Source organism: Streptomyces sp. CA-181903, assembly GCF_050937075.1.
In the GTDB taxonomy this organism is placed as follows: Bacteria; Actinomycetota; Actinomycetes; order Streptomycetales; family Streptomycetaceae; genus Streptomyces.
Genome location: NZ_JBNJLY010000001.1, coordinates 431,765 through 455,302, shown reverse-complemented (window position 1 = coordinate 455,302; position 23,538 = coordinate 431,765). Strand labels below are relative to the sequence as shown.

18 protein-coding genes and 2 pseudogenes are annotated in these 23,538 nt (G+C 75.1%); 8 read left to right on the top strand and 12 right to left on the bottom strand.

Annotated features, from left to right (window positions below; translation table 11 throughout):
* Positions 1 to 34: 34 nt before the first annotated feature.
* The 4 genes from ACQEVS_RS01985 to ACQEVS_RS01970 are packed head-to-tail and all read right to left on the bottom strand — an operon-like array spanning position 35 to position 4,131.
* Positions 35 to 1,345: a peptide ligase PGM1-related protein gene (locus tag ACQEVS_RS01985; protein ID WP_433014247.1), complete on the bottom strand. Its 1,311-nt coding sequence runs from the start codon at positions 1,343 to 1,345 to the stop codon at positions 35 to 37.
* Complete coding sequence (locus tag ACQEVS_RS01980) at positions 1,342 to 1,890, bottom strand: MaoC family dehydratase (protein WP_433014244.1); 549 nt, start codon at positions 1,888 to 1,890, stop codon at positions 1,342 to 1,344. The genes ACQEVS_RS01985 and ACQEVS_RS01980 overlap by 4 nt, the downstream gene beginning before the upstream one ends.
* A gap of 19 nt (positions 1,891 to 1,909) precedes the next feature.
* Positions 1,910 to 3,148 carry an aminotransferase class I/II-fold pyridoxal phosphate-dependent enzyme gene (locus ACQEVS_RS01975; RefSeq protein WP_433014241.1) on the bottom strand — a complete coding sequence of 413 codons (1,239 nt, stop codon included), beginning with the start codon at positions 3,146 to 3,148 and terminating at the stop codon, positions 1,910 to 1,912.
* The gene (locus tag ACQEVS_RS01970) at positions 3,145 to 4,131 is read right to left on the bottom strand and encodes an HpcH/HpaI aldolase/citrate lyase family protein (protein ID WP_433014238.1); all 987 of its coding nucleotides are present in this window, start codon (positions 4,129 to 4,131) and stop codon (positions 3,145 to 3,147) included. The genes ACQEVS_RS01975 and ACQEVS_RS01970 overlap by 4 nt, the downstream gene beginning before the upstream one ends.
* A 313-nt stretch (positions 4,132 to 4,444) precedes the next feature.
* Here ACQEVS_RS01970 and ACQEVS_RS01965 point away from each other — a divergent pair, with 313 nt between their 5' ends.
* Complete coding sequence (locus tag ACQEVS_RS01965) at positions 4,445 to 6,124, top strand: hypothetical protein (protein ID WP_433014235.1); 1,680 nt, start codon at positions 4,445 to 4,447, stop codon at positions 6,122 to 6,124.
* 401 nt (positions 6,125 to 6,525) lie between these two features.
* Complete coding sequence (locus ACQEVS_RS01960) at positions 6,526 to 7,761, top strand: aromatic acid exporter family protein (protein ID WP_433014232.1); 1,236 nt, start codon at positions 6,526 to 6,528, stop codon at positions 7,759 to 7,761.
* A gap of 54 nt (positions 7,762 to 7,815) precedes the next feature.
* Here the strand turns inward: ACQEVS_RS01960 and ACQEVS_RS01955 are convergent, their stop codons facing one another.
* Positions 7,816 to 8,712, bottom strand: a complete 897-nt coding sequence (locus tag ACQEVS_RS01955) for an isocitrate lyase/PEP mutase family protein (RefSeq protein WP_433014229.1) — start codon at positions 8,710 to 8,712, stop codon at positions 7,816 to 7,818.
* 326 nt (positions 8,713 to 9,038) lie between these two features.
* Positions 9,039 to 9,578, bottom strand: a complete 540-nt coding sequence (locus ACQEVS_RS01950; protein ID WP_433014226.1) for a DUF4232 domain-containing protein — start codon at positions 9,576 to 9,578, stop codon at positions 9,039 to 9,041.
* A 528-nt stretch (positions 9,579 to 10,106) separates the two neighbouring features.
* On the opposite strand from ACQEVS_RS01950, the gene ACQEVS_RS01945 reads away from it, so the two are divergent.
* Both ACQEVS_RS01945 and ACQEVS_RS01940 read left to right on the top strand, forming a co-directional pair.
* Entirely contained in the window at positions 10,107 to 11,663 is a 1,557-nt protein-coding gene (locus ACQEVS_RS01945; protein ID WP_433014223.1) for a M28 family peptidase, read from the top strand.
* A gap of 55 nt (positions 11,664 to 11,718) precedes the next feature.
* Positions 11,719 to 12,804: a branched-chain amino acid aminotransferase gene (locus ACQEVS_RS01940; protein WP_433014220.1), complete on the top strand. Its 1,086-nt coding sequence runs from the start codon at positions 11,719 to 11,721 to the stop codon at positions 12,802 to 12,804.
* A 5-nt stretch (positions 12,805 to 12,809) separates the two neighbouring features.
* On the opposite strand, the gene ACQEVS_RS01935 is transcribed toward ACQEVS_RS01940, so the two are convergent.
* Together ACQEVS_RS01935 and ACQEVS_RS01930 are read right to left on the bottom strand one after the other, a co-directional pair.
* Entirely contained in the window at positions 12,810 to 14,333 is a 1,524-nt protein-coding gene (locus tag ACQEVS_RS01935; protein ID WP_433014217.1) for a sensor histidine kinase, read from the bottom strand.
* Entirely contained in the window at positions 14,330 to 14,998 is a 669-nt protein-coding gene (locus tag ACQEVS_RS01930; RefSeq protein WP_433014214.1) for a response regulator transcription factor, read from the bottom strand. The genes ACQEVS_RS01935 and ACQEVS_RS01930 overlap by 4 nt, the downstream gene beginning before the upstream one ends.
* A gap of 121 nt (positions 14,999 to 15,119) precedes the next feature.
* Here ACQEVS_RS01930 and ACQEVS_RS01925 point away from each other — a divergent pair, with 121 nt between their 5' ends.
* Entirely contained in the window at positions 15,120 to 16,814 is a 1,695-nt protein-coding gene (locus ACQEVS_RS01925; RefSeq protein WP_433014210.1) for a glycosyltransferase, read from the top strand.
* Positions 16,815 to 16,841: 27 nt separating this feature from the next.
* Here ACQEVS_RS01925 and ACQEVS_RS01920 read toward each other — a convergent pair whose 3' ends face one another.
* A complete protein-coding gene (locus ACQEVS_RS01920; RefSeq protein ID WP_433014207.1) occupies positions 16,842 to 17,405 on the bottom strand; it encodes a hypothetical protein in 564 nt (187 codons plus the stop codon).
* Between the two features lie 36 nt (positions 17,406 to 17,441).
* Positions 17,442 to 17,834, bottom strand: coding sequence for a hypothetical protein (locus tag ACQEVS_RS01915; RefSeq protein ID WP_433014204.1), 393 nt, complete (start codon positions 17,832 to 17,834; stop codon positions 17,442 to 17,444).
* A gap of 303 nt (positions 17,835 to 18,137) precedes the next feature.
* On the opposite strand from ACQEVS_RS01915, the gene ftsH reads away from it, so the two are divergent.
* The gene (ftsH, locus tag ACQEVS_RS01910) at positions 18,138 to 20,051 is read left to right on the top strand and encodes an ATP-dependent zinc metalloprotease FtsH (protein ID WP_433014201.1); all 1,914 of its coding nucleotides are present in this window, start codon (positions 18,138 to 18,140) and stop codon (positions 20,049 to 20,051) included.
* Between the two features lie 62 nt (positions 20,052 to 20,113).
* On the opposite strand, the gene ACQEVS_RS01905 is transcribed toward ftsH, so the two are convergent.
* Positions 20,114 to 20,401, bottom strand: a complete 288-nt coding sequence (locus ACQEVS_RS01905) for a DUF1876 domain-containing protein (RefSeq protein ID WP_185944736.1) — start codon at positions 20,399 to 20,401, stop codon at positions 20,114 to 20,116.
* Between the two features lie 240 nt (positions 20,402 to 20,641).
* Between ACQEVS_RS01905 and ACQEVS_RS01900 the strand changes: the two are divergent.
* Positions 20,642 to 21,850: pseudogene (locus tag ACQEVS_RS01900) on the top strand (adenosine deaminase); the annotation flags it as partial.
* Positions 21,814 to 22,038 (top strand): annotated as a pseudogene (locus ACQEVS_RS01895) (hypothetical protein); the annotation flags it as partial. The pseudogenes ACQEVS_RS01900 and ACQEVS_RS01895, both read left to right, overlap by 37 nt.
* A gap of 16 nt (positions 22,039 to 22,054) precedes the next feature.
* Here the strand turns inward: ACQEVS_RS01895 and ACQEVS_RS01890 are convergent.
* Positions 22,055 to 23,419, bottom strand: coding sequence for a CapA family protein (locus ACQEVS_RS01890; protein WP_433014197.1), 1,365 nt, complete (start codon positions 23,417 to 23,419; stop codon positions 22,055 to 22,057).
* Between the last annotated feature and the right edge of the window lie 119 nt (positions 23,420 to 23,538).

Below are 23,538 nucleotides of genomic sequence, written 5' to 3'. Positions count from 1 at the left end.
GTTCAGGAGGGGGAGCGTTCACGAGGGGGAGCGTTCAGGAGGCGGAGGCGGGCTCGGCGGCGAAGGCCGGGAGGGAGCGCCGTACGGCGTCGGCGGCGGTCCGGTCGGGGGCGATGACACAGGGGACGACCGTGCCGTCCACCGGGACGCGGTCGCCGACGAGGACGACGCCGGTGCGCGTCGCGGGGTCGAAGGCGAGCCCGGACCGCTCCAGCGCGTCGAGGGCCGTGCCGAAGGAGGGGACCTGCCAGGCCCCCTTCTCCAGGAACACCCGCCGGGACCGCGGGGGTTCGCCGACGAGCCGCGCGGCGAGCACGGAGTGCAGGTGCGACGAGCCGGTGAGCCGGCCGTTGGCCTCGGTGAACAGCAGCTCGCCGGCGGGGGTGACGATGGCGTCGGCGCTGAGCGTCCCCCGGTAGCCGAGGGCGTGGTACGCCTCGCACAGCCGCCGCCCGCCCCCGACCAGCCGGTCCAGCAGCTCCGGCGGCAGGGCGGCGGGCACGGTCTCGCCGTCCACCATCGGGTCCATCAGCATCTCGCCGTGGCCCGACAGCAGGACCCCGGCGTCCTCGATCCCGAACTCGGCGTACACGGGCGTGGATTCGGGGTGGTACCGCTCGACGACGATGGGGTGCCGCCCGCCGGACGACAGCCCGGCCCAGTGCCGGGCGACGTGCTCCCGGGCGGCGCCCGGCCCCGGGAGGACGACGGCGCGGTGCGCCCCCAGGGGACGGACGGCCGGGTCGGTGGTGAGGACCTCGTTGCCGAGGCCGCCGGAGTGGAACGCGGCCTTGAGGACGGCGGAGTGCCCGGCGGCGAGCAGCTCCGCCGCGGCGGCGCCCGCCGCGTCCGGGGTGCCGGCCACCGTACCGGCGGCGACGGGCGTCCCGGTGCCCGCCGCCACCGCGCGGAAGGCGGCCTTGCTGTTCACCAGGGCGCTGCCGCCCTGGGCGTGGAACGCCCAGCCGGGCAGCGCCCGTTCGGCGCCCAACCGCCGGACGAGGTCCGTGACGCCGGTGTCGGCGTACACCGGCAGCACCCGGTCGACGGTCCGGCCGGCCAGGGCGGCGCGGACGGCCGCGACCGTCGCGTCGGGCAGGGCGCCGGTCGGCGGGAGGGCGGCGGTGACGACGGTGAGTGTGGTGCGGCGGGTGCCGGTGAGGCCGGTGACGTGGTCGGCGAAGGCGTCGTCGGGCGCCTCCGGCAGCAGCAGGACGTCGCCGTCCCGGGCCCACCACAGCAGCCGCTGGGCGCCCCGGGCCGCCCGCCGTCGCTCGTCCGGGGTGCCGTCCGGTCCGCCGGCCATCTCCGCGGCCCGGTTGTTGCCGATCAGGAGCGCCGTCATCCGTCCCCCCGCGGCGCGGCGTCCGGGTCGCCGGGCTCGGGGTCGCGGCAGGGCACCAGGAAGCTGCGCTCGAAGACGAGCACGACCTCGCCGGTGGACTTGGTGCCGGTGGTGCGGCAGGAGACGATGCCCTCGCCCGGCCGGCTGCGGGAGAGCCGTTTGCCGAGGATCTCGGTGGTGGCGTAGAGGGTGTCGCCGGTGAACACCGGGTTGGGCAGCCGGATGCGGTCCCAGCCCAGGTTGGCCAGGGCCTTGCCGCTGGTGCTGCGGGCCGTCATGCCGCCGACGATGCTCAGGGTGACCAGGCTGGAGACCAGTGGCCGGCCCCAGGGGGTGTCCGCGCAGAACGCGGCGTCGATGTGCAGGGGCGCGTCGTTCATGGACAGCGTGCTCATCAGGACGTTGTCCATCTCGGTGATGGTCCGGCCGGGCCGGTGCTCGATCACGTCGCCGACGGTGAACTCCTCGTAGAGGAAGCCCACCACTTCCCGGTAGTGCTGCGGGCCCAGCCGTTCGTAGCCGCTGGGCGGGGTGTCGTCCGCCATGGATCCGTACCGTCCGTTCTCAGTGCGTGGGGGAGAGGTCCTTGATGTGGCCGATGAACTCGTCGAGCTTCTCCCGGGACAGATCCGCGCGGATCATGATGCGCAGGCCCGCCTCGCCCTTCGGGACGATGGGGAAGAAGACCGCCGAGCAGTAGAAACCGCGCTGGAACATGTCGGCGGAGAGCTTGACCGCCGCCTCCGGGTCGCCGACGGTGATGCGGCGCACGGGGAGGCCGTTGCCGGCGAAGGAGGTGGGGAAGGCGGCGTCGAAGTAGGCGATGTTCTCCTGGAGTCTGCGCTGGAGTTCACCGAGCTCGGGGGAGCGGTGGATGGCGGCCGAGGCGAGGGAGGCGCCGACGACCGGGAAGGAGATGTTCTGCGACCAGCCGACCGGACCCGCGTGGCGGTGCAGGAACTCGAACTTCTCCCGGCTGCCGAGCATCGCTATGCCGCCCGCGGTGCCGAACGCCTTGCCCAGGCTGGCGGTGATGACGGTCAGCTCGTTCATCTCCAGCTGTGAGCGGGCGAAGCCCTCGCCGTGCTCGCCGAGGATGGAGAGCGAGTGCGAGTCGTCCAGATAGAGGAAGAGGCCGTACCGCTCCTGGAGCCGCCGCAGCCCGTCCAGGGCCGCCGCGCCGCCCATGGAGTACGCGCCGTCGGCGACGTAGGCGACCCGCGGATACGTCCGGCAGATCTCCTCCAGCCGGTCGAGGTCGTTGTGGTCGCAGGTGAGGACGAGGCTCTCGTCACCGCAGACGGGCTTCATGTACGACATGCAGAAGTGGCAGAACCGGTCGAAGACCATCACGCGCGGCTGCCCGTCGGACAGATGGCCCGAGGCGATCAGCGGCAGGATGCCGGCGGTGAGCGCGCTGCACGAGGCGCCCGGCAGGGCGTGGCAGCCGAAGAGGTCGCCGAGTTCCTCCTCCAGCCGGGCCAGCAGCCGGTGCCGGACCCGGGTGGTCGGCATCACGAGCGAGGTGGCGCCGGTCTCCCGGAGCGCCTCGATCGCGCCCTCCACCACGGCGGGGTGGTGGTTGAGGCCCAGGTACGAGCAGGAGCACATGTTGACGAACTCGTGCCCGTCCGGGGTGACGAGCCGGTTGTTGGCGTCGGGGGAGTCGGCGACGACGCCGATCAGCCCGGCCTGCGCGGCACCCAGCCACGCCGGGTCGGCCGTGCGGATCATGGTGGCGCTGTTGCGGTAGTGGTGCGGTCCGACGACGTCGGGCGTGGGGTTCCGGGGGGTGTCGGTCACTGTTCCCTCTCCTGCGTGGCGGTGGTGGAGCGTGGGACGTCGGGGTACGGGTGGGGCGTGGCCGGGGTCCGGCGCAGCGGGGCCGCGGGTCTCGGGGGCGATGGTCCGTCGATTCCGGGAGACGGTGCGGACGGTCCCGGGAGCCCGTCGCCGAACTCCTCGACCAGCCGCTGGGACGCCTCGAAGAACGGGATGCCGATCATCACGCCGTCGACCACGGTGATGTCCCGGCCGTTCTCCCGCCCGGCGGCGACGATCCGGCGGGCGCGGCCGAGCGTGTCGTCGTCCGGCGAGAACGCCTCGTTGATCAACGGCACTTGGCGGGGGTGCACGGCTATCTTGCCGCTGAACCCCATGTCCTTGGCGAGGGCCGCCTCGCAGCGCAGCGCGCCGTCGTCGTGCACCTCGAAGAAGGGCGCGTCCATCACCTCGATCCCGGCCGCCCGCGCGCTGTTGACCAGCACGCCCCGCGCGTAGGCCAGGGCGTCCCAGGCGATCCGGGCGCCGGTGGCGAACGCGTAGTCCGCCGAACCGAAGACCAGGGCCCGCAGCCTGCGGGAGGACGAGGCGATGCCGGCCGCGTGCTGGAGACCGCGCGGCGTCTCCACGACGGCGATGAACTCGGTGTCCGGGCACTCCGGGCCCAGCACGTGCTCCACGATCTCGACGTCGCGGCGCGACTCCACCATGGGGATCAGGACGAGCGGCGGCTTGACCGCGTACTGGCGCAGGGCCAGCAGGTCGCGCAGGCCGTCCGGCCCGCTGATGGTGTTGATGCGCACCGCGCAGCGGGTCGCGGCGGCGCTGGGGAGGGTGAAGAAGCCTTCGGCCCGTCTGCGCGCCTCCTCCTTCCGCGCCGGCGGAACGGAGTCCTCCAGATCGACCATGGAGATGTCGGCCCCCGAGCGGTGGCCGGCGGCGTAGCGAGGGACGGCGGTGGCGGGGGTGGACAGCAGGGACCGGCAGTACCGCGAGTACTTCATGGGATCTCCGACGAGGGCCGGCGGAAGCGAGCAGGGCGCGGTGGCGTCGTGATCCGCCCCCGCGGTTCCATGCCTACCGCACCCGGGCTGTTCGAGACCGCTCCGCGTGCCCCGAACAAGCAACTCCGAACAACGCCGAACAATGGGGATTGGTCATTCACGACCGAACTGTCATTGTCGAATTGACGGAAATCATAGTGTTGTTGGCCATTGCCTGGCCGTTACCGTAACGACCACCGCTATGTTCGGCCCGCTCGCGCCACCGCCCCACCCCTGGCCCGGCGCCGTGCGGCACGGCTGGAAAGGCAGGGCAGTGGCACGCAGTGAACGGCCCCTGGACCCGGGCGACAGCCCCCTGCTGCGCTTCGCCGCGGACCTGCGCGCCCTGCGCGAACGGGCGGGCAGCCCCACATACCGCCAACTCGCCCTCCGCGCCCACTCCTCGGCCGCCAGTCTCTCGGTCGCCGCGGGCGGCCGCAGGTTCCCGACCCTCGCCGTCACCAGCGCCTACGTCCGCGCCTGCGGCGGCGACGTGGGGGAGTGGGCGGACCGCTGGCACGCCGTGGCCTCCGCCCTCGCCCGCCGTCGGCCACCGCCCTACGCCGGCCCCGCCGCGTACACGGCGGCCGACGGCGACCGTTTCTTCGGCCGGGAACGCCTGGTGGACGAGGCGGTCGAGCGGTTGCGCCGGGACCGGCTCGTCGTCGTCACCGGCGCCTCCGGAGCCGGGACCACCTCGCTCCTCCAGGCGGGCGTCGTCCACCGGCTCGGCACGGCCGGAAACCCGCCCGCCGTCGGCACGTTCACCCCGGGGCCGGACCCCGTCGCCGAACTCGCCCGCTGCCTCGCCCGGCTCCCGGACCCCGACTCCGTCCTCGTCGTCGACCAGCTGGAACGGCTCCAGGCGCCGGGACCGGCCCCGGGCGGACGCGTCCGTTCCGCCGGCCCGCCGGACCTGCCCGGCCTCCTGGACGTGCTGCGCGCCGCACCCTGCCGGCTGGTGCTGGGCCTGCGCACCGACGTCCACGACCGGTTCGCCGGCCACCCCCTGCTGGCCGGCGAACCGCTGACCGTACCGCCGCCGACCCCCGAGGACCTCACCCGCGTCGTCACCGAACCGGCCGCCGCGGCCGACTGCACGGTCGAGGACCGGCTGCTCGCCGTCCTCGTCGCCGGCGCCCACCGGCAGCCCGGCGGCCTCCCCATGCTCTCCGCCGCCCTCCTCGCCACCTGGCGCCACCGCGACGGCAACCGGCTCACCCTCGCCGGCTTCCACGCCGCCGGCGGGTTCGAGGGCGCCGTCACCCGGGGCGCCGAGGCCGTCTGGGCCGAACTCGCCGACGGACCGCGGCGCCGCGCCCGGGACATCCTGCTCCGCCTGACCGAACCCGGCGACGACGGGGCGCCGCGCGCCCTCGACCGCCGCGAACTCGGCGACGGCCCCGGCACGTCCGCCGTCCTCGAACGCCTCGCCGCCGCCCGGGTGCTCACCCTCGACCACGACCGGGCCGTCCTCGCCCACTGCGCCGTCACCCAGGGCTGGCCCCGGCTCGCCGCCTGGACGGCCGAGGACCCGGAGGCGCTGCGCCGCCGCCGACGGCTCACCCGGGCGGCCCGCGCCTGGGAGGAGTCCGGCCGCGACCCGGCGGCCCTCTGGCGCGGGCGGCGGCTCGCCGAGGCGGAGGCGGAGCTGGAGGCGGGGGCGCCGGGTGGGGCCGGAGCCGCCGCGCCCGGCCGTCCGGGCGCGGCGTACCCGTCGGGCGGCCCGGACGCCTCCTGCCCGCCCGGCGGTTCGGATGCCTCCTACCCGCCCGGTGGTCCGGAACGGGAGTTCCTCGCCGCCTGTGCGACGGCCGAGCGCGCCCGCCGCGTACAGGACGCGGTCCGCGACGCCCGGCTCCGCGCCCAACGCCGCCTCATCACCTTCCTGGCCGGCCTCCTCATCTCGGTCTCCGCCCTGGCGGCGGCGACGGTTCCGCTCGCGGTGCGCTGAAGGGACGGTGGGGCGGGCGGCGCCGCCTACGGCTGTCGTCACCGACCGCTCCGCCGCCTACGGCCGTCGTCGTCTGCCATCGCCCGTCCACGGACCGCCGGCGCGGACGCCGTCCGCCGAACGGGCCCGCGCGTCGGAGGCGCCCGGTCCCGGCGGCCGCCGGACGTCCGTCCCGTCCGGCGCGGGCGCGGCCGGCCGCCGTCTTCAGGGTTGCCCGGTGGTCGGCCTGCCCGCCGCCTCGCCGCCCGGCTGCGCCGCCCGCTTCCGCTGGCCGGCCGCGACCGTGCCGCCCGCCTCCGCCGACGGACCGTCACCGCGCGGCGACGGAACGCCCCGCGACCACCCGGGTGGCGTGCCTCACCTCGGGGTCTGCCGCGCGAGTGATCGGGAAAGCGTCTACGGTGCGTGATCTTCCCGAACCCCTGACGACCCTGGTCCGACGCGGCAGAGAGCCCGCGGTCGCGCAGACGGTGCGGTCCACGGCCGCCGCCGTCATCGCGTACGCGGTGGCGCTGACGCTCAGCAGGGAACCGGCGCCGCTCACCGCGCCGCTGACCGCCCTGCTCGTCGTCCAGGTGACCCTGTACTCCACCCTGACCACCGGCATCCGCCGGGTGAACTCCGTCGTCGCGGGCGTCCTGATCGCCATCGGCTTCAGCGTCCTGGTCGGCCTCACCTGGTGGAGCCTGGGACTGATCATCCTGGCGTCACTGGTCATCGGGCGCTTCGTCCACGTGGGGGAGTTCGTCCCCGAGGTGGCGATCAGCGCCATGCTCGTCCTCGGCGTCACCCGGGTGGCGGAGACGGCCTGGGACCGGGTCCTGGAGACCCTGATCGGCGCCGTCGTCGGACTCCTCTTCAACGTGCTGCTCGTACCGCCCGTCTGGGTGGAGCCGGCCGGCGACGCCATCCAGGACCTGGCGCGCCGGATAAGCGGACTCCTCCGCCACCTCGGATCCGAGGTGGGCCGGCCCACCCCCGTCGCGGAGGCCGCCGCCCGGCTGCACGAGGCGCGCCGGCTGGACCACGACGTCGCCGAGGTGGACGTCTCCCTGCGGCAGGCCGAGGACAGCCTCCGGCTCAACCCCCGGGTCAAGGAGGGCCTGCTGTCCCGGATCGTGCTGCGCACCGGGCTGGACGCGCTGGAGATCTCCGCCGTCGTGGTCCGGGTGATGTGCCGGTCCCTGACCGACCTGGCGCGCGAGCGCACCGACGAGCCCCTCTTCCCCGAGGACGTCGCCGCCGCGCTCACCGACGTCATACACCACCTCGCCCGGGCCCTGGAGAGCTTCGCCGTGCTGATCACCAGCCAGGTGAGCGCCAACGCGGAGGAGGCGGAGTCCCGGCTGGTCGAGGACCTGGCCATCGGCCGGGAGAGCCGCGACCGGGCCGCCCACCTGCTGCTGGACAAGGTCCGCGAGCACCCCGGACAGTGGCAGCTGCACGGCTCGCTGCTCGCCGAGATCGACCGCATCCTCGACGAACTCGACGTCGAGAAGCGCACCGAGCGGCTGACGGAGGAGCTGGACCGGCACTCGCGGGCGTCCCGGGAGCGCTGGCCGCTCCTGCACCGGCTCAGGCGGCGGGTGGTCCGCAGCCGGTTCGGCAGCCGGAGCACCCGGCGCACCCGCGCCTGACGTTCCCCCTTTACGGGCGCGGCACTCGCGCCCGTAAAGGGGGAACCGTCCCGGTCAGCCCGCGGCCACCGGCTCCCGGTCGTGCCGCCGGTCGTGCTCGCGGTCGTGCCCCCGGTCATGATGGCGGGAGATGTTCTTCTCCAGCAGCGCCAGGCAGTCCGCCACCCCCACCGACGCCGGAGTGAACGCGGGCAGCCGTCCGTCGTCCCGCTTCAGCCCGGTCAGCGCCTCGTCCATCGCGGTCTGCGCCGCGAACAGGCACGGGGTGCTGTAGATGGCGACGTCCACGCCCAGCTCCGACAGCTCGGGCAGCGACAGCCGGGGCGACTTGCCGCCCGCGATCTGGTTGAACAGCAGCGGCTTGTCGCCGATGACGTCCCGTACCGCGCGGATCCGGTCGACGCTGCGCACCCCATCGACGAGGATCACATCGCAGTCCGTCGCCGCCAACGCCTTGGCGCGGCGCAGGATCTCGGGCTCGTCCGTGGCGTCGGTACGGGCCACGACCACCATGTCGCGGCGCGCCCGGAGCACCATGTCGAGCTTCTCCAGGTACTCCTCCAGCGGAAGGATCAGCTTGCCGTCCACGTGCCCGCAGCGCCGGGGCCGCTTCTGGTCCTCCAGGATCACGCCGGACGCGCCGACCTGCTCCAGCGACCGCACCACGTGGCAGGCCGTCTCGGGGTCGACGTAGCCGTCGTCGATGTCGACGAGCAGGTGCTGCGCCGGGAACGCCTGGCGCAGCCGCTGGACGAAACCGACGAGGTCGGGCCAGGCGATGAACCCGATGTCGGGCAGGCCGTAGTGGGAGGCGGCGAAGCCGAAGCCGGAGACGAACATGCCGTCGTAGTGCCGGGCCGCCACGGAGGCGGAGAACATGTCGAAGACACCGATGAGCGGGGTGGTGCCGGTGTCCGCTATCGCGGCGCGTAGCCGATTCGGGTGGTTCACGGTACCCTCCGGGGTGAGTTGGGCAACGCGCGGGCCGGCCGCTGCCGCCAAGCTTGAGACCGGCCGCGCGATGCTGACCAGGACCCGGGTGTCCGCCGTGGAGAACGGCGGCCCCGGGTTCTGTGCTGTGTGCGGTTCTCTGCCGTGGGTGCTCGGGGCCGGCTCCGCGCGGTGCGGAGTGACGCCCCTCACTTCCGGTCCGGAGGTTAGTCAAGTCTTGGTCATGGGGCAATCAGGGAAATGCAAAGCCCCGGGCGGTGCGGTGCTTTTGCGCCGAAAGGCGCTCGCACCGTCCGGGACGGCCGGTCCCCCCGTCATGCCTGGCGTCAGCCGCGGACCGGCACCTTGTGTGCCACCGCGGTGACGTGCAGCTCTCCGTTGTCCACCAGATCGTCGAGCGGGATCGCCTGGTGGGTCCGCGCGGCGGGCGGCGTCACCAGCAGGTACGTGCCCTTGCGGGCCGCCGTGCCGGAGTGCGTCCAGGCCACGTTGGCCTGCGCGGCCTCGCCGGGCTTGAGGTATATGAGCTTGTTGCCCGGGTCGTCCGCGTACCAGGTGCTGCCCCACACCGTGCGCGAGGGCAGATCCTTGCGCTGGGAGTCCGCCAGGCCCAGGCCCGGGTACCCGCGCAGCGCGCACGTGCGCTGGGTGGTGTTCTTCAACTCCAGTGTCCCGCCCGCGTGGTTCATCCCGCCGCCCAGCCGCTCGGCGAACGAGATCCGCAGGTCGGAGGTGCCGCACGTCGGAGTACCCGACGCGGCCTCCGGCCCGTCCTGGGCGGCGCCCGCCGTCCCGGACGCGGCGGCGAGCGCGATCCCCGCGGCGGCGGCGACACTCACGAGGCGTGTGGCGGTGAGGCGTGTCACGAGCAGTCCCTTTCCTTGAGTTTTCCCCCGAGTTTCACGGGCTGTCATGCTCGCTGCGCCTACCCGTCGCATGCGCCCTCGAACGCGCCGGAGCGTATGGAACGCGCCACCCCGGCGGCCGGAACTCCCTTTTCCTTCCCCGGATTTCCTCATCGTTCCCCCCTGCTTCCCTTCCCGGAAAGGCCCGGTTACGCCCGGTCGGGCGTGAAGTGGAGAGGGCGTTCCGATTCTCATCGCCCTCTCGGGGGCGGTCAATCGGCGAAATGGAGGGCGTTCGGGGGCCGTTCGCCCGGCCGGACATCGGCCCGAAACCGCCGCCCGGCCTCTTGCGCGCCCCAGCGGGCGCGTTAGGCTGCCCCGCCACACGCGGTTCAGGCCGGATGAGTAATCGGGGGACTCCAGATGCTCTTGCGACGGATGATGCGACGGACGGCTCGACGCGCCCTTCAGGGGGCGCCTCCCCTTTCCTCCCCCGATCCGGCCGCCACCTGCCCCGCCGCCGGTCGCCCGGCGCGCGCCCGGTGGCGCGTGGCCCTGACCCGGCCGCCCTTCCGGACGGCGGCGCCGGCCTGCGCGCTGGCCTGCGCCGCGCTCCTGGTGGCCACGGCGGCGCCCGCCCCCGGAGCCACTCCCGTTTTCGGAGGATCAACCGCGTCCGGAGCCACTTCCGCTTCCGGAGGCCCCGCCGCGTCCGGAGCCACTCCCGCGCCGTCCGGCCGGGCGAACGCGGTCCGGGCGGACGCCGAGCGGCTGGCCGGCCGGCTGGCGTCGGAGGTCACCGCAGCCGGCGCCTGGCGCCACCTGGAGGCGTTCCAGCGCGCGGCCGACGACCACGACGGCGTCCGCGCCGCCGGCACCGCCGGGTACGACGCCTCGGCGCGCTACGTCACCCGGCGGCTGACCGAGGCCGGCTACCAGGTCCGCGTCCAGCGCTTCTCCTTCCCCGACAGCGTGCCCGTGGCCCAGACCGTCCAGGTCACCGGGCCCGACCCGCGCACCCTGCACCCGCTGCTCGCCCGGTTCTCGCCCGCCACCCCGGACGGCGGATGGCGCGGACGCCTCGCCGTCCTGCCGGCGAACGCCTACGGCTGCGACGCCGCCGACTACGCCGGGGACGTCCGCGGCCACGCCGTCCTCGCCCGCGTCGGCGGCTGCGACCTGGCCCGCAAGACCGAACTGGCCGCCGCGGCCGGCGTCGCCGCCCTACTGGTGAACGTCGACCAGCAGCCGGCCGGAATGAACATCCGTTCCACCGTCCGCCCGCCCGCCGTCGCCCGCGTCCCCACCGCCAACCTGCCGCGCGGCGAGGCCGAAGGGCTCGCCGCCGACGCCGCCCGCGGACCCGTCGACCTCTTCCTCGACCTGCGCGGCCGGGCCGTCACCACCGACTCGTACAACCTGCTCGCCGACACCCCCGCCGGACGCGCCGACCGCACCGTGGTCCTCGGCTCGCACCTGGACAGCGCCACCGAGGGCCCCGGCCTCAACGACAACGGCAGCAGCGCGGCCATGGTCCTGGAGACCGCCCTGCGACTCGCCCCGCACCGCGACGAGGTCCGCAACCGGGTGCGCTTCGCCTTCTGGGGCGCCGAGGAGGAGGGCATGATCGGCTCCGGGCACTACGTCGGGCAGCTGACCGACCGGGAGCGCCGCGAGACCGCGCTCGTCCTCAACTTCGAGACCATCGCCTCGCCCAACTACGCCCGCATGGTCTACCACGGCACCGGCGCCGTACCGCCCGGTACCGACACCGTCGAGAAGGTCTTCACCGACCGCTTCGCCCGACGCGGACTGCCCACCGTCCCGCTGGAGTTCGACGGCCGGTCCGACTTCGCGCCGTTCATGGCCGCCGGCATCCCCGCCGGGGGCGGCTCCGCCGGCTACAACCACCTCAAGACCCCCGAATGGCAACGGCTGTTCGGCGGCACCGCCGGTGAACTCACCGACCCCTGCTACCACCAGACCTGCGACACGCTCTCCCACCTCGACCGGACCATCCTCGGCCAGTTCGGCGACGCGATGGCCTGGGCGACCGCCCGCTTCGCCGTCGACGTCTCCGACGTCGGCACCGCCCGCGGGCGGTGAGCCGCACGCCCCGGGCGCTTACCATGACGGGACCGCCCAGCGTGAGGAGCCGGCCATGAGCACCGCCTTCCCCCTGACCCGGACCAGCCGCCCCGTCCCCGAGGCCGAGCGGGCCGCGCGGCTCGCGGCCCCGGGCTTCGGCCGGTACTTCACGGACCACATGGCCACCGCCACCTGGACGGCGGACGCCGGCTGGCACGACCGCGGCATCGGCCCGCTCGCCCCGTTCACCCTGCACCCCAGCGCCGCCGTCCTGCACTACGCCCAGGAGATCTTCGAGGGGCTGAAGGCGTACCGGCACCCCGACGGCAGCGTCTGGCTGTTCCGCCCGGAGGCCAACGCCCGCCGCTTCATCCGCTCCGCCCGCCGCCTGGCCCTGCCGGAACTGCCCGAGGAGGACTTCCTCGCGAGCATCGAGGAACTGGTCCGGGCCGACGCGGCCTGGGTCCCCGTCCCCACCGGCGAGGAAAGCCTCTACCTGCGCCCCTTCCTGTTCGCCTCCGAGGCGTTCCTCGGCGTACGGCCCGCCGCCGAGGCGCGCTACTCGGTGATCGCCAGCCCGGCGGGCCCGTACTTCCCCTCCGGCGTCACCGGCGTCACCCTCTGGATCAGCGGCCGCTACACCCGCGCCGCCCCGGGCGGCACCGGAGCCGCCAAGTGCGGCGGCAACTACGCCGCCGGCCTGGCCGCCCAGCTCGAGGCCCGGGACCACGGCTGCGACCAGGTGCTGTACCTGGACAGCGCGGGCCGGGGCACCCTGGAGGAATCCGGCACCATGAACCTCTGCCTGATCACCTCCGACGACGAACTCGTCACCCCGTCCCTCGGCACCATCCTGGAAGGCGTCACCCGCGACACCGTCCTCACCCTCGCCCCCGACCTCGGCCTCACCCCCGTCGAACGGACCGTCACCTTCGACGAACTGCGCACCTCCGCCGCCGACGGCCGCGTCACCGAGGTCTTCGCCGTCGGCACGGCCGCCGTCATCACCCCCGTCACCGGCTTCAAGAGCGAAGCCCACACCTTCCCCATCGCCGACGGCACCCCCGGCAAGAAGACCCTGGCCCTGCGCGAGCGCGTCCTGGACATCCAGTTCGGCCGCGCGGAGGACGAACACGGCTGGCTGCGGCGGGTGCTGTAAGTCCTTCAGCCGGCCTCCGCCGGAGCGGCGCCGTCACCAAGGCCGGGGAAGCGCCCGACCGCCCGCGCCCCCCGGTCCGCGTCCGCCAGGCGCAGCGTCCCGCCGTGCAGCAGCGCGATCTCCCGGGAGATGGCCAGGCCGAGCCCGGCGCCGCCGGTCGACCGGCCCCGCGCGTCCTCCAGCCGGCCGAACCGCTCGAAGACGCGCTCCCGTTCGGCGGCCGGCACCCCGGGCCCGTCGTCGGACACCTCGACCACGACGGCTCCGTCCGTCTCCGAGCGCAGGGTGATTCCCACGGTGGTGCGGGCGTGCCGGCAGGCGTTGTCCAGCAGGTTGCGGAGCAGGCGTTCCAACTGGACGGCGCTGCCGCGCACCACGGCCGGGCCCTCGCCGACGGCGCAGTGGATCCGCAACGGCCGCGTCCGGCGCCGGTGGCGGTACTCCTCGGTCAGGTCGTGGACCAGACCGGCGAGGTCGACCACCGCGTCGCCGGGCGGCACGCCCCCGTCCAGCCGGGCCAGCAGCAGGAGGTCCTCGCTCAGCCGCTGCAACCGGACGACGTCGGCGAGCGCGCTGCGGACGGCGCCCGGCCAGTCGGCCTCCCCGGGATGGGCCAGGGCGGCTTCGAGGGAGGTCCGCAGGGCCGTGAGCGGGCTGCGCAGCTCGTGGGAGGCGTCGGCGACGAACCGCCGCTGCAGCTCGGCCGCGCTCTCCAGCCGGTCCAGGATCGCGTTGGTGGTCAGCGCCAGCCGGGTGATCTCGTCGCCCGACGCGGGCACGGGTACCCGCCGGTCCAGCGAACGGGCCGTGATGTCCTCCAGCTCCCGGCGGATCGCCTCGACCGGCCGCAGCGCCCGCCCGGCCGTCGTCCACGCGGCGACGGCGAGCAGCGCGGCGGCGACCGGCGGCCAGAAGAGCAGGCCCCAGCCGAGGGTGGGCGAGTAGCCGGCCGGGTTCTCCCCCATATGGGACCCCCACCACAGGCCGCCCGGGACGACGAGTGCGCCCCCGGCGCCGGCGGCGAGCGCCAGCCGGCCGCGCAGGGACAGCGTCCGCCACGAGGGTTCCGCCGCCGTCCAGGCCGCGACGGCGACGACCAGGGCGACGACGGGAGCGGCGAACAGCGGCCCCCACCGGTCGGCGTACCGGGCGGTCCCTAGGGGGTCGGCGGCGTCGTACTCCCGGAGCCAGTCCGCGAGCGCGGCCAGCTGCCACGCCGTGAGAGCGCCCGCGGCGACGGAGGCGCGGACCCGCGGTCCACGCGGCGGCCCGCCGGCCGTCCAGGCCGCGGCGGCCACCAGCAGGGCCGCCAAGGGCGCACCGAATCGCCGGATCCATGCGATCACCGGGCCGGCCCGGTCGGGCGGCCGGCCCACCGGAGGCACCCCGCCGTGCGCGGCGGCGTCCACGAGGTGCAACAGGAGGACGGCCAGCAGCAGTACACCGGCCGCCGTCAGCGCGGCCGCCCCGGCGGCCCTCGTCCGGGGATCGCCCGCCGCCCGCCGCAGGAGCGCGGAACCGGCTCTCATCCCGCGCTCACCCGGTAACCGCCCCCGCGTACCGTCCCGATGGTCGCGCGGCCGAACGGCGCGTCCACCTTCCGGCGCAGTGCGCTCACGTACACCTCGACGATGTTGAGGTCACCGTCGTACTCGGCCGACCACACCTGCTCGACGACGTCCGCCTTGGACACGACCTCTCCGGGGCGCCGCATCAGGCACTCCAGGACGGCGAACTCCTTCGCCGTCAGCGGCACGGGCGTCTCGCCCCGCCGGCAGGACCGGTCCGCCGGATCGAGCCAGAGGTCGCCGATGTTGAGGACCGCCCGGCCGCCACCGCCCCGCCGCAGCAGGGCGCGCAGCCGCGCCTCCAGCACCACGTACGAGAACGGCTTGGCCAGGAAGTCGTCGGCGCCCGTGTCCAGGGCCTCGGCCTCGTCGTACTCGCCGTTCTTCGCCGTCAGCATGAGGACCGGCGTGGTGACGCCCTCCGCCCGCAACCGGGCGCAGACCCGGTAGCCGTTGAGGCCGGGCAGCATGATGTCGAGGACGATCGCCCGGTACGGGTGCTCCCGCGCCAAGTACAGCCCGGTGAGCCCGTCGTGGGCCACGTCCACGGCGTATCCGGCGGCGGAGAGCCCGCTTTGCAGGGAGGCGGCGAGCCGTTCCTCGTCCTCTATCACCAACAAGCGCATCGGGCCAGTATCACCGGCCCCCTCGCGGTCACCTGAAGAAAACCTCAGCTTTCTTCAGCGTCCCTTCAGCGGTGCCGGGAGAGCATCCGGGTCTCCCGCCCGCCGCTCGCAGAAGGCCGCCATGCAGACCGCCGTGCCCCCGCCGCCTGCCGCCGCCGACCCGGGTCCCCGGTGGCGGACCGTTCCACCCGCCGTCCGGCGGCCGGCGTCGGCCGTCGCGGCGCTCGCCACCGGCGTCGCCGTCGCACAGCAGGTCCTGTTCGCGTGCGGGGGCGGCGACCTGCTGCCCGGCGGGCAGCCGTGGCCCTTCCTGCTCCTCGCCGCCCCCGCCTGGCTGGTGGCCCGTCCCTGGGTGAAACGCCCGGTGCCCAGGGCCGTCCTGCGGGGGACGGACGCCCTGCGGCGGACGCCCGCGTGGGCCGGGGCCCTCGCCGTGCTCGCCGCGGCGGGCGCCGTCTGGGCCGTCCTCCAGGACCACGAACCCCTGATCGGGCACGAGGAGGCGGTGTACGCGAACAAGGCCCGGTCCTGGCGGGACGGAACGCCCGCCGCCGGCTGGGGGGAGTACCGGCCGCCGGGTCTGCCCGCCCTGGGGCGGCTCGCACTCGCCGTCCACGACGACGTGGGCGCCCTGCGGGCGGTCGCCCTCGTTCTGGCGCTGTTCACCCTGGCCGTCACCTGGTGGGCCGCCGCCCGCTGGACCACTCCCCGGCAGGCGGTGCTCGTGACGCTCCTGGTGCTGGGCGGGCTGGGGTTTCTGCGCCGGGTGCCGGAGTTCCTCAACGACATAGGGGCGACAGGCCTGTTGCTGCTCGTCGTCGTCCTCCTCGTCCGCGCGCAGGAGACGCCGGGTCCGCTTCCGCTGCCGGCCGCCGCCGGGGTCGCGCTGGTCGCCTTCCACCTCCGCTACGGCGTGGTGGGGAGCCTGGCCGGCGTGGCCCTCGCCGCCGCCCTCGCGTACGGTCCGCGCGCCTGGCTGGCCCAGTGGCGCCGCCTGGCCGTCGCCGCCGGTGTCCTGCTCGCCGGCCTCGTCCCGCACTTCGTCCACGCCACCGGCGCGACGGGATCGCCACTGGGCCTGATCGTCGACGCGACGGACCGGGCCAACCGCTCCTACCCGGGTGACGGGCTCGTCTACTACCTGGCCGTCTTCCCGTACCGGCTGGCCGGCGACCTGGGGGCAGTGGTCATGACGGCCGGCCTCTGCTGCGCGGCCGCGGCGGTCCGGCGGCTGCGCGGCCGCCGCGCGGGGAGAGAGGACCGGCGCCATGCCTTCCTGGGGCTGACGGCCGTCCTCGTCCCCGTCGTCCTCGGCACGGCCACGGACGGCGAACCGCGTTTCGTGTACCTGCCGGTGGTCCTGCTCACCATCCTGGGCGTCCGGCATCTCGCCGACCGCGCCGGCCGGTACGCGGCTCCGCTGCTCGCCGCCGTCGCCGTGCTCGCGGCGGTGACCGTGCCGGCCACCGCCCAGTACGTGGCACGCGACGCGATGCCGAAGCCGATGGCGCAGCACGCGTCCACCGTGCCCGTGGCCCGCGACCTGGCGGACGGGCGGCGGCCCTGTCTGGTCGTCACGGCGTACGAGCCCGAGACCGGCTGGTACTCCGGCTGCGACGCCGTCACCTTCGCCCAGTACCGGGCTCGTCCCCGGCCGCCGGCCCGGGTCCGCACCAGCTTCGTCCTCTACGCGCGGGGGCGGCTCCAGCCGGGGCGGGCACGGCTCGCGGAGCTTATCGGGGGCCGCGACGTCGCGGTCCGGGTGACGGAGACCCGTGGGGCGCTGGGCCGGGCGACGGTGATCACGCCGCGGTGAGCCGCCGCCGGGGCACCGTGCGTCCGGTCACCGGCCCTGGAAGGTCTGTACTCCCTCGCGGCAGCCGCGGGTCCAGGCGGCCGTGTAGGCGGTGCCGGCACGGTGGGCGCGTTTTTCGCAGCCGCCGCGGACGACCTCGTGGACGGCCGTGCCCTTGCCGCCGGCCCGCAGGACGTCCTGGCCGGTGTCGAAGCCGTCGTCGTAGGCGGATTCGGGGGTCTCCTCCTCGTCGTCCTCCGGGTTCGCGCCGTCCGGGGCCGTCGTCTCGTCGTCGGGGGCTTCGTCGTCCTCGGCTTCCGCGCCGGCGTCGGGGGCCTCGTCGCCGGCGGCCTCGTCGTCCTCGGCGTACGCCTCGTCCTCGTCGTCCTCGGCGGGGTCGCCGTCTTCGTCGTACGCCTCGTCGTCGAGGGGGGTCGCGTCGCTCGACGTGCCCGGGCGGCGGTGGTCGTCGCGGGGGCCCGGGTCGGCGCCGCAGGAGGTCAGGAGGAGGGAGCAGGCGGCCGCCGACAGGAGGAGAACGGGCAGGGCCCGGCGGGGGCGCCGGGCGGGAGGGGCCGGGGGAGGGGTGTCGGTGACCGTCTGGTGTGCCATACGACCGTACGGTACGGGGTCCGCGGCCCGCGGTGTTCAGGCGCCCGTGCCCGGCGTCAGGACGAGGCGGACCTCCAGCTCGTGCTCGCCCGGCACGGTGCCGTGCTCCTCCACCCCGAAGGCCCCGGCGAGCTCCTCCTGCACCTGGCGTACGGGCTGCGCGGCGCCGAACAGGTCGACGGTGACGGGGGCGTCGAGGGCCACGGGGCCGGGGTCGGTGCGCGGGCGGCGGGCCCGGGTGTCGACCACCGTGCACCAGACGACGGGCTTGCCCGGCGCCGTCCCGCGGCCCCCGCTCCGCTCGGCGACGACGGTGCCGGGGGAGGTGGGGAAGGCGGCGTCCAGGGCGGCGATGACCGCGTCGGCGGTCTCCCGGCCGCAGCCGGTCAGATGGACGCTGACGTGATCCGCGCTGTCCGGGTTGGTCACCGGGGGCTCCTTTGCGTCGTGCCGTGGTCGGCCGCTGCCGCCGCGTCCCCCGGCTCGACCGTACGGGCCGGCCGGCCGCGCGGCACTCGGGGCGGGTCCGTCCGTGGCGGACCACCCGCGGCGCCCGGCCGGGTACCCCCTGAGCAGGGGCGCATGCCCCGAGTGGCCCAGTGCGACCCCGTTCGGCTCTGCCGGGTGGGGCCCTGATCCCCGATCCTGGACGAATGGGATGACCAGGATGATTGGGTCGACTGGGACGACTGGGGCGGTGCCATGGCGGCGCCCCGCGAGGGAGAGCGGTCCGTGATCACACGCATTCGGCTGCCGCACCGGCACCTGGCGCCGCCGGGGCGCCCCGGGCCCCCGCCCGAGCCGCCCCGGCGCCCCCCGCCGCAGCCCAAGCCCGGCTGGGGCCGCTGGGTGCTGGCCTTCGTGCTGGTGCTGTTCGTGATCGTCATCCTGCTCGCCCGCGGGCTGCCCGGCGGGCGGACGCACGAGCAGTCCTACAGCGACTTCGTCGCCAAGGTGGACGCCGGGCAGGTACGCAGCGTCGACATCGGCGACAAGGGCACCGTGACCGGCCGGCTCAAGGACGGCACCGAGTTCACCACCCAGCTGCCGACCGCCCTCGGCGCCGGGCAGCTCGAACAGCGGCTCCAGGCGCAGCACGTGGAGATCACCGCCTCTCGCAGCGGCCAGGGCAGCCCCTGGCTGTCCGTCCTGCTGGCCTTCCTGCCCCTGCTGTTCCTGGGCGCCTTCTTCCTCTGGGGCGCCCGCCGCGCCGCCGGCTCGCTGTCCGGCGGCATCAGCGCCATCGGCCGCTCCCGCGCGAAGATCATCGAGGCCGAGCGGCCCACCACCGGCTTCGCCGACGTCGCCGGCTACGAGGGCGTCAAACAGGAGATCGGCGAGGTCGTCGACTTCCTGCGCAGCCCCGAGCGGTACGCCCGGGCGGGCGCCAAGGGACCCCGCGGCGTGATCATGGTCGGGCCGCCCGGCACCGGCAAGACGCTCCTCGCCCGGGCGGTCGCCGGCGAGGCCGACGTGCCGTTCCTGTCCGTGACCGGCTCCGCGTTCGTCGAGATGTTCGTCGGCGTCGGCGCCTCCCGGGTCCGCGACCTCTTCGACGAGGCCCGCAAACGGGCGCCCTCCATCATCTTCATCGACGAGATCGACGCCGTCGGCGGCCGGCGCGGCGGCGGCACCCGGCTCGGCGGCAACGACGAACGCGAGCAGACCCTCAACCAGCTCCTCGCCGAGATGGACGGCTTCGACCAGAGCAGCGGCATCGTCGTCGTCGCCGCGACCAACCGGCCGGACGCCCTCGACCCCGCGCTGCTGCGCCCCGGCCGCTTCGACCGGCAGGTCACCGTGCCGCTGCCCAATCAGACCGAACGCGCGGCCATCCTCGCCGTCCACGCCCGCGGCAAGACCCTGGACCCCGGGGTCGACCTCGACACCGTCGCCCGCGCCACCCCCGGTTTCTCCGGCGCCGACCTCGCCAACCTCGTCAACGAGGCCGCCATCAACGCCGTCCGTGCCGACCGGGCCGTCCTCACCGCGCAGGACCTCGACACCGCCCGCGACCGGGTGCTCCTCGGCCGCCGCGAGACCTCCAACGCCCTGCTGCCCGAGGAGCGCCGCTCGGTGGCCGTCCACGAGTCCGGCCACGCCCTCGTCGCCGCCCTGTGCGAGCACGCCGACCCCGTCGCCAAGGTCACCATCCTGCCCGCCGGGGTGTCCCTCGGCGTCACCGAGCAACTCCCCGAGGCGGAACGGCACCTGTACAGCGAGGGCTACCTCACCGACCTGCTCGCCGTCCGGCTCGGCGGCCGGGCCGCCGAACTGGTGGTCTTCGGCGAGGGCTCGACCGGCGCCGCCAACGACCTGGCGGGCGCCACCCTCATCGCCACCCGGATGGTCCGGGAGTTCGGCCTGTCGAGCGTGCTGGGACCCGTCGGATACGCGGCGCCCGGACAGCAACTGCTCGGCGAGACGGCCGAGGAACTGCAACGGCGGCCCTACTCGGAGCAGACCCAGCGGATCGTCGACCAGGAAGTGGCCCGGCTGCTGGGGCAGGCCGAGGAACGCGCGCTGGGCCTGCTCCGCGAACACCGTGCCGCCCTCGACCGGCTGGCGGACCTGCTGGTCGCCAAGGAGACGGTGGACGGCGCGGTGGTCCTGGACGTGCTGCGGCGGGAGGGCGGGGGTACGTGACCGGCCGGGACGTCCGGGCCTCGGAGCCCGCCGACCGGAGCCTCGCGGCCATACACCGGCGCTCAGAGCTCCCAGCCGTACATCGGCGACCGGCGCGGCTCCGGCCCCGCCCCGCGCGTCGCCACGTCCCGCTCCGCCGTGCCGATCAGCCGGTCCCCGAGCTCGCGCAGGGCGCGGCCCGCGGCGAACTCGTCACCGATCACCGGGACGTCCTGGTCGCCCGGCGCGCACCGGGCGACGCCCTGGCCCGTGACGGTGGTGGCGCCGGTGTCGAGGACCGCGCGGGCCTTCGTGGTGCCGCCGTCCTCGGTGAGGTCCAGCCGGATCCTCCACTCGGTCGTGTGCTCCATGGCTCACTCCTCGCTCGGGTGTCCCCGCCTCCATTCTGCCGCCGCCGGCGTCCGCGCGACCGTCCACGACCGGTCCGGGTGCACGGCGTGACGCTTCCCGTACGCGGCGCAGCGCCCCGCTGTACGGAGCGGACCGTTCCGTGCCGGGCCGTGACCCATTACTGAGGCGCGTCGTTCGGGTGGAACGCCGTGGATCCGGGGCGTCAACTGCGCAGGGGGAATGGGTCCGTTGTGCGTGTGATGTCGCGTTGCCGTGGTGAACGGCGGTGGCCGGACGGTAGACCAGTGTCGTCACCCCGGACAACGGCCGTCGCCAGGAGGTTCCGTGAGCCCACGACGTACGCTGCTGCGCGGCGCCCTGGCCGCGGTCCTCTGCGCCGCCGTCCTGCCCGCCTGGGGCACCCCGGGCCGCGACCGGCGGAACCCCGCGCCCCCGGGACGGAGGCCGCCACCGCCGCCTACATGGAAGCCGTCCGCACCGACCGGCGGGCCCTCCGCGCCTTCCTCCACGCCCTCCCCAAGGGCGCCGACCTGCACAACCACCTCGGCGGCGCCGCCGGCACCGAGCTGCTCGTCGACCTCGCCGCGCGGGACGGGCTGTGCATCGAGGGGGAGCGGCTGCGCGCCGTGCCGCCGCCCTGCCCGGCGGGCGGCAGGCCGGCCGCCGACGTCCACGCCGACCGGGCGTTCCACCGGCGCCTCGTCCGCGCCTGGTCCATGCAGGACTTCCGGCCCGGCCGGGAGTCCGGGCACGACCACTTCTTCGCCACCTTCGAGAAGTTCGAGCCGGTGGAGATCGGGCACATGGGCCGGCTGCTGAGCGAAGTGGCCGACCGGGCCGCCGCACAGCACCAGTTCTACCTGGAGACCATGGTCACCCACGCCACCGCCGGGGTGGCCGCGCTCGCCGCGCGCACCGGCTTCGACCCGGACCTCGGCCGGCTGCGCGGCAGGCTGCTCGCCGGGGACGGGCTCGGCCGGCTGGTCGCCCGGGCCCGGGCCGCCATGGACCGGGCCGCCGCCGAGTTCCGCGCCGCCTCCCGCTGCGGGACGCGGCGGCCCCGCCCCGGCTGCGGGCTGGAGATCCGGTTCATCACCCAGGTCGACCGTTCCGCCGCCCCCGAGCAGGTCTTCACCGAGCTGCTCCTCGGCTTCGAACTGGCCCGGCGCGACCGGTGGTTCGTCTCCGTCAACCTGGTCTCGCCGGAGGACGGCGCGGTCGCGCTGCGGGATTACGGGCTGCACATGCGCATGCTGGAGCGGCTGCACGCCTGGTACCCGCGGGTGCCCGTCACCCTCCACGCCGGGGAGCTGGTGCCCGGTCTGGTCGGGCCGGAGGACCTGCGGTCGCACATCCGGCAGGCCGTGCTCACCGGGCACGCCCGGCGGATCGGGCACGGGGTGGACATCGGGTGGGAGGACGCCTCGCGCGAGCTGTTGGCGGTGATGGCGGCGCGGCGGGTTCTGGTGGAGGTCCCACTGGTCAGCAATGCCCAGATCCTGGGGTGGCGGGGCGTCGGCATCCTTTCGCGCTCTACCGGGAGCACGGGGTGCCCGTCGCTCTCGCGACGGATGACGCGGGGGTGGAGCGGAGTGACATCACTGCCGAGTACGAGCAGGCGGTCACCGCCCATCGGCTTGACTACCGGGCGCTCAAGGATCTCGCCCGGACGTCGCTGGAGTACGGGTTCCTGCCCGGGCGGAGCCTGTGGCGGGATCGCGGGGGCTTCGTCCCCGCGGCGCCCTGTGCCCAGGACCGGGCCGGGGCGGGGCGGCCTCGGCCGGCCTGTGCGGCTCTGCTGGCGGGGAGCGCGAAGGCGGCGGTGGAGTGGAAGCAGGAGGCGGCCTTCGGCCGCTTCGAGGAGCGGTTCGGGGGGCCCGGTCCGCGGTTCCGTCGGCGGGGTAGGTATGCCCCCAGCCCCGCCCTCTCACCGTTTCCTGCGGGGGCTGCGCCCCCGCACCCCCAAGCACGCTGCGCGCTCCCCCGGAGGGGGTGCCCCCAGTCCTCAAACTCCCCCAGAGGGGTACCCCGGACGGGCTGAATGGCTCCCGCCAGTCCGCCGTCAGTCTTCCGCCCTCCCCGACGGCCACCGTCGTCCCCAGGTCCGCCGACGCCCGGGCGAAGCGGTGGCCGATCCGGGCGCGGCCGCCCTCCGAGGCGAGTTCCGTGTGGCCGTAGCCGAGTTGGAGGGGGACGGCCTCCAGGCGGGTCGGGGCGGGGCCCTCGAAGGTGACGAGGAAGAGGAGGCCGAGGTCGTTGCGGAGGACGGGGTCCACGGCGTAGTCGTCGACGAAGTCGCCCATGTCGAACAGGGTCCGCCGGCCGGCGCCGTGGAAGACGTGGGCCGAGTGGCCGGCGACGAGGGTCGCGCCCGCCGTGTGCAGGCGGGTGGCGGCCTCGCGGACGTAGCCGGGCGGGGCGGAGGTCATGTTGGGGCCCCAGTGCGGGGTGACGAGCACCGCGTCGGCGTCCCCGGCGGCGGCCGCCACCGCGTCGTGGAGCCAGTCGGGCAGACCGTGGTGGAGGTCGGCCCAGGCGACGCCGGGACGGCCGGGGGCGACGGCGAAGTCCTCCGGGTGGTCGGTGGCGCCGAGCACCGCGAGCCGCAGGCCGCGCGCCTCCAGCAGGGCGGCCGCCCGGGCACCGGCCGCGTCGGCGCCCGCCCCGACCACCGCGATCCCGGCCTCGCCCAGCAGGCGCAGCGTGTCCGCGAGCGCTTCGGCGCCGTAGTCGAGGGCGTGGTTGTTGGCCAGGTTCACGCAGTCGACGCCGAGGCGGGCGAGGACCCGCGCGGCCACCGGCGGGGCGCGGAAGAAGAAGGGCTTGCCGGGGGCCGGCCACGGTTCTCCGCGCGCGGAGACGCAGCACTCCAGGTTGAGGACGAAGAGGTCGGCCTCGGCCAGGGCCTCCCGCACTCCGGGGGAGACCAGGGTGTCCGGCGCGGGCGCCGCCGCCAGTCGTTCGGCGACGCCGCGTCCCAGCATGGTGTCCCCGGCCAGGGCCACGGTCACGGTCACCGGCGTATACCTCCCGCCTCCCGTTCCCCTTCAGTCTCGGCCGGGGCCCGGCGCCCGCGCAAGCGGCGGGGGATCAGCGGCGGAGCACCTTGCGGGCCGGCGCGTTCCCCAGCGGCTGA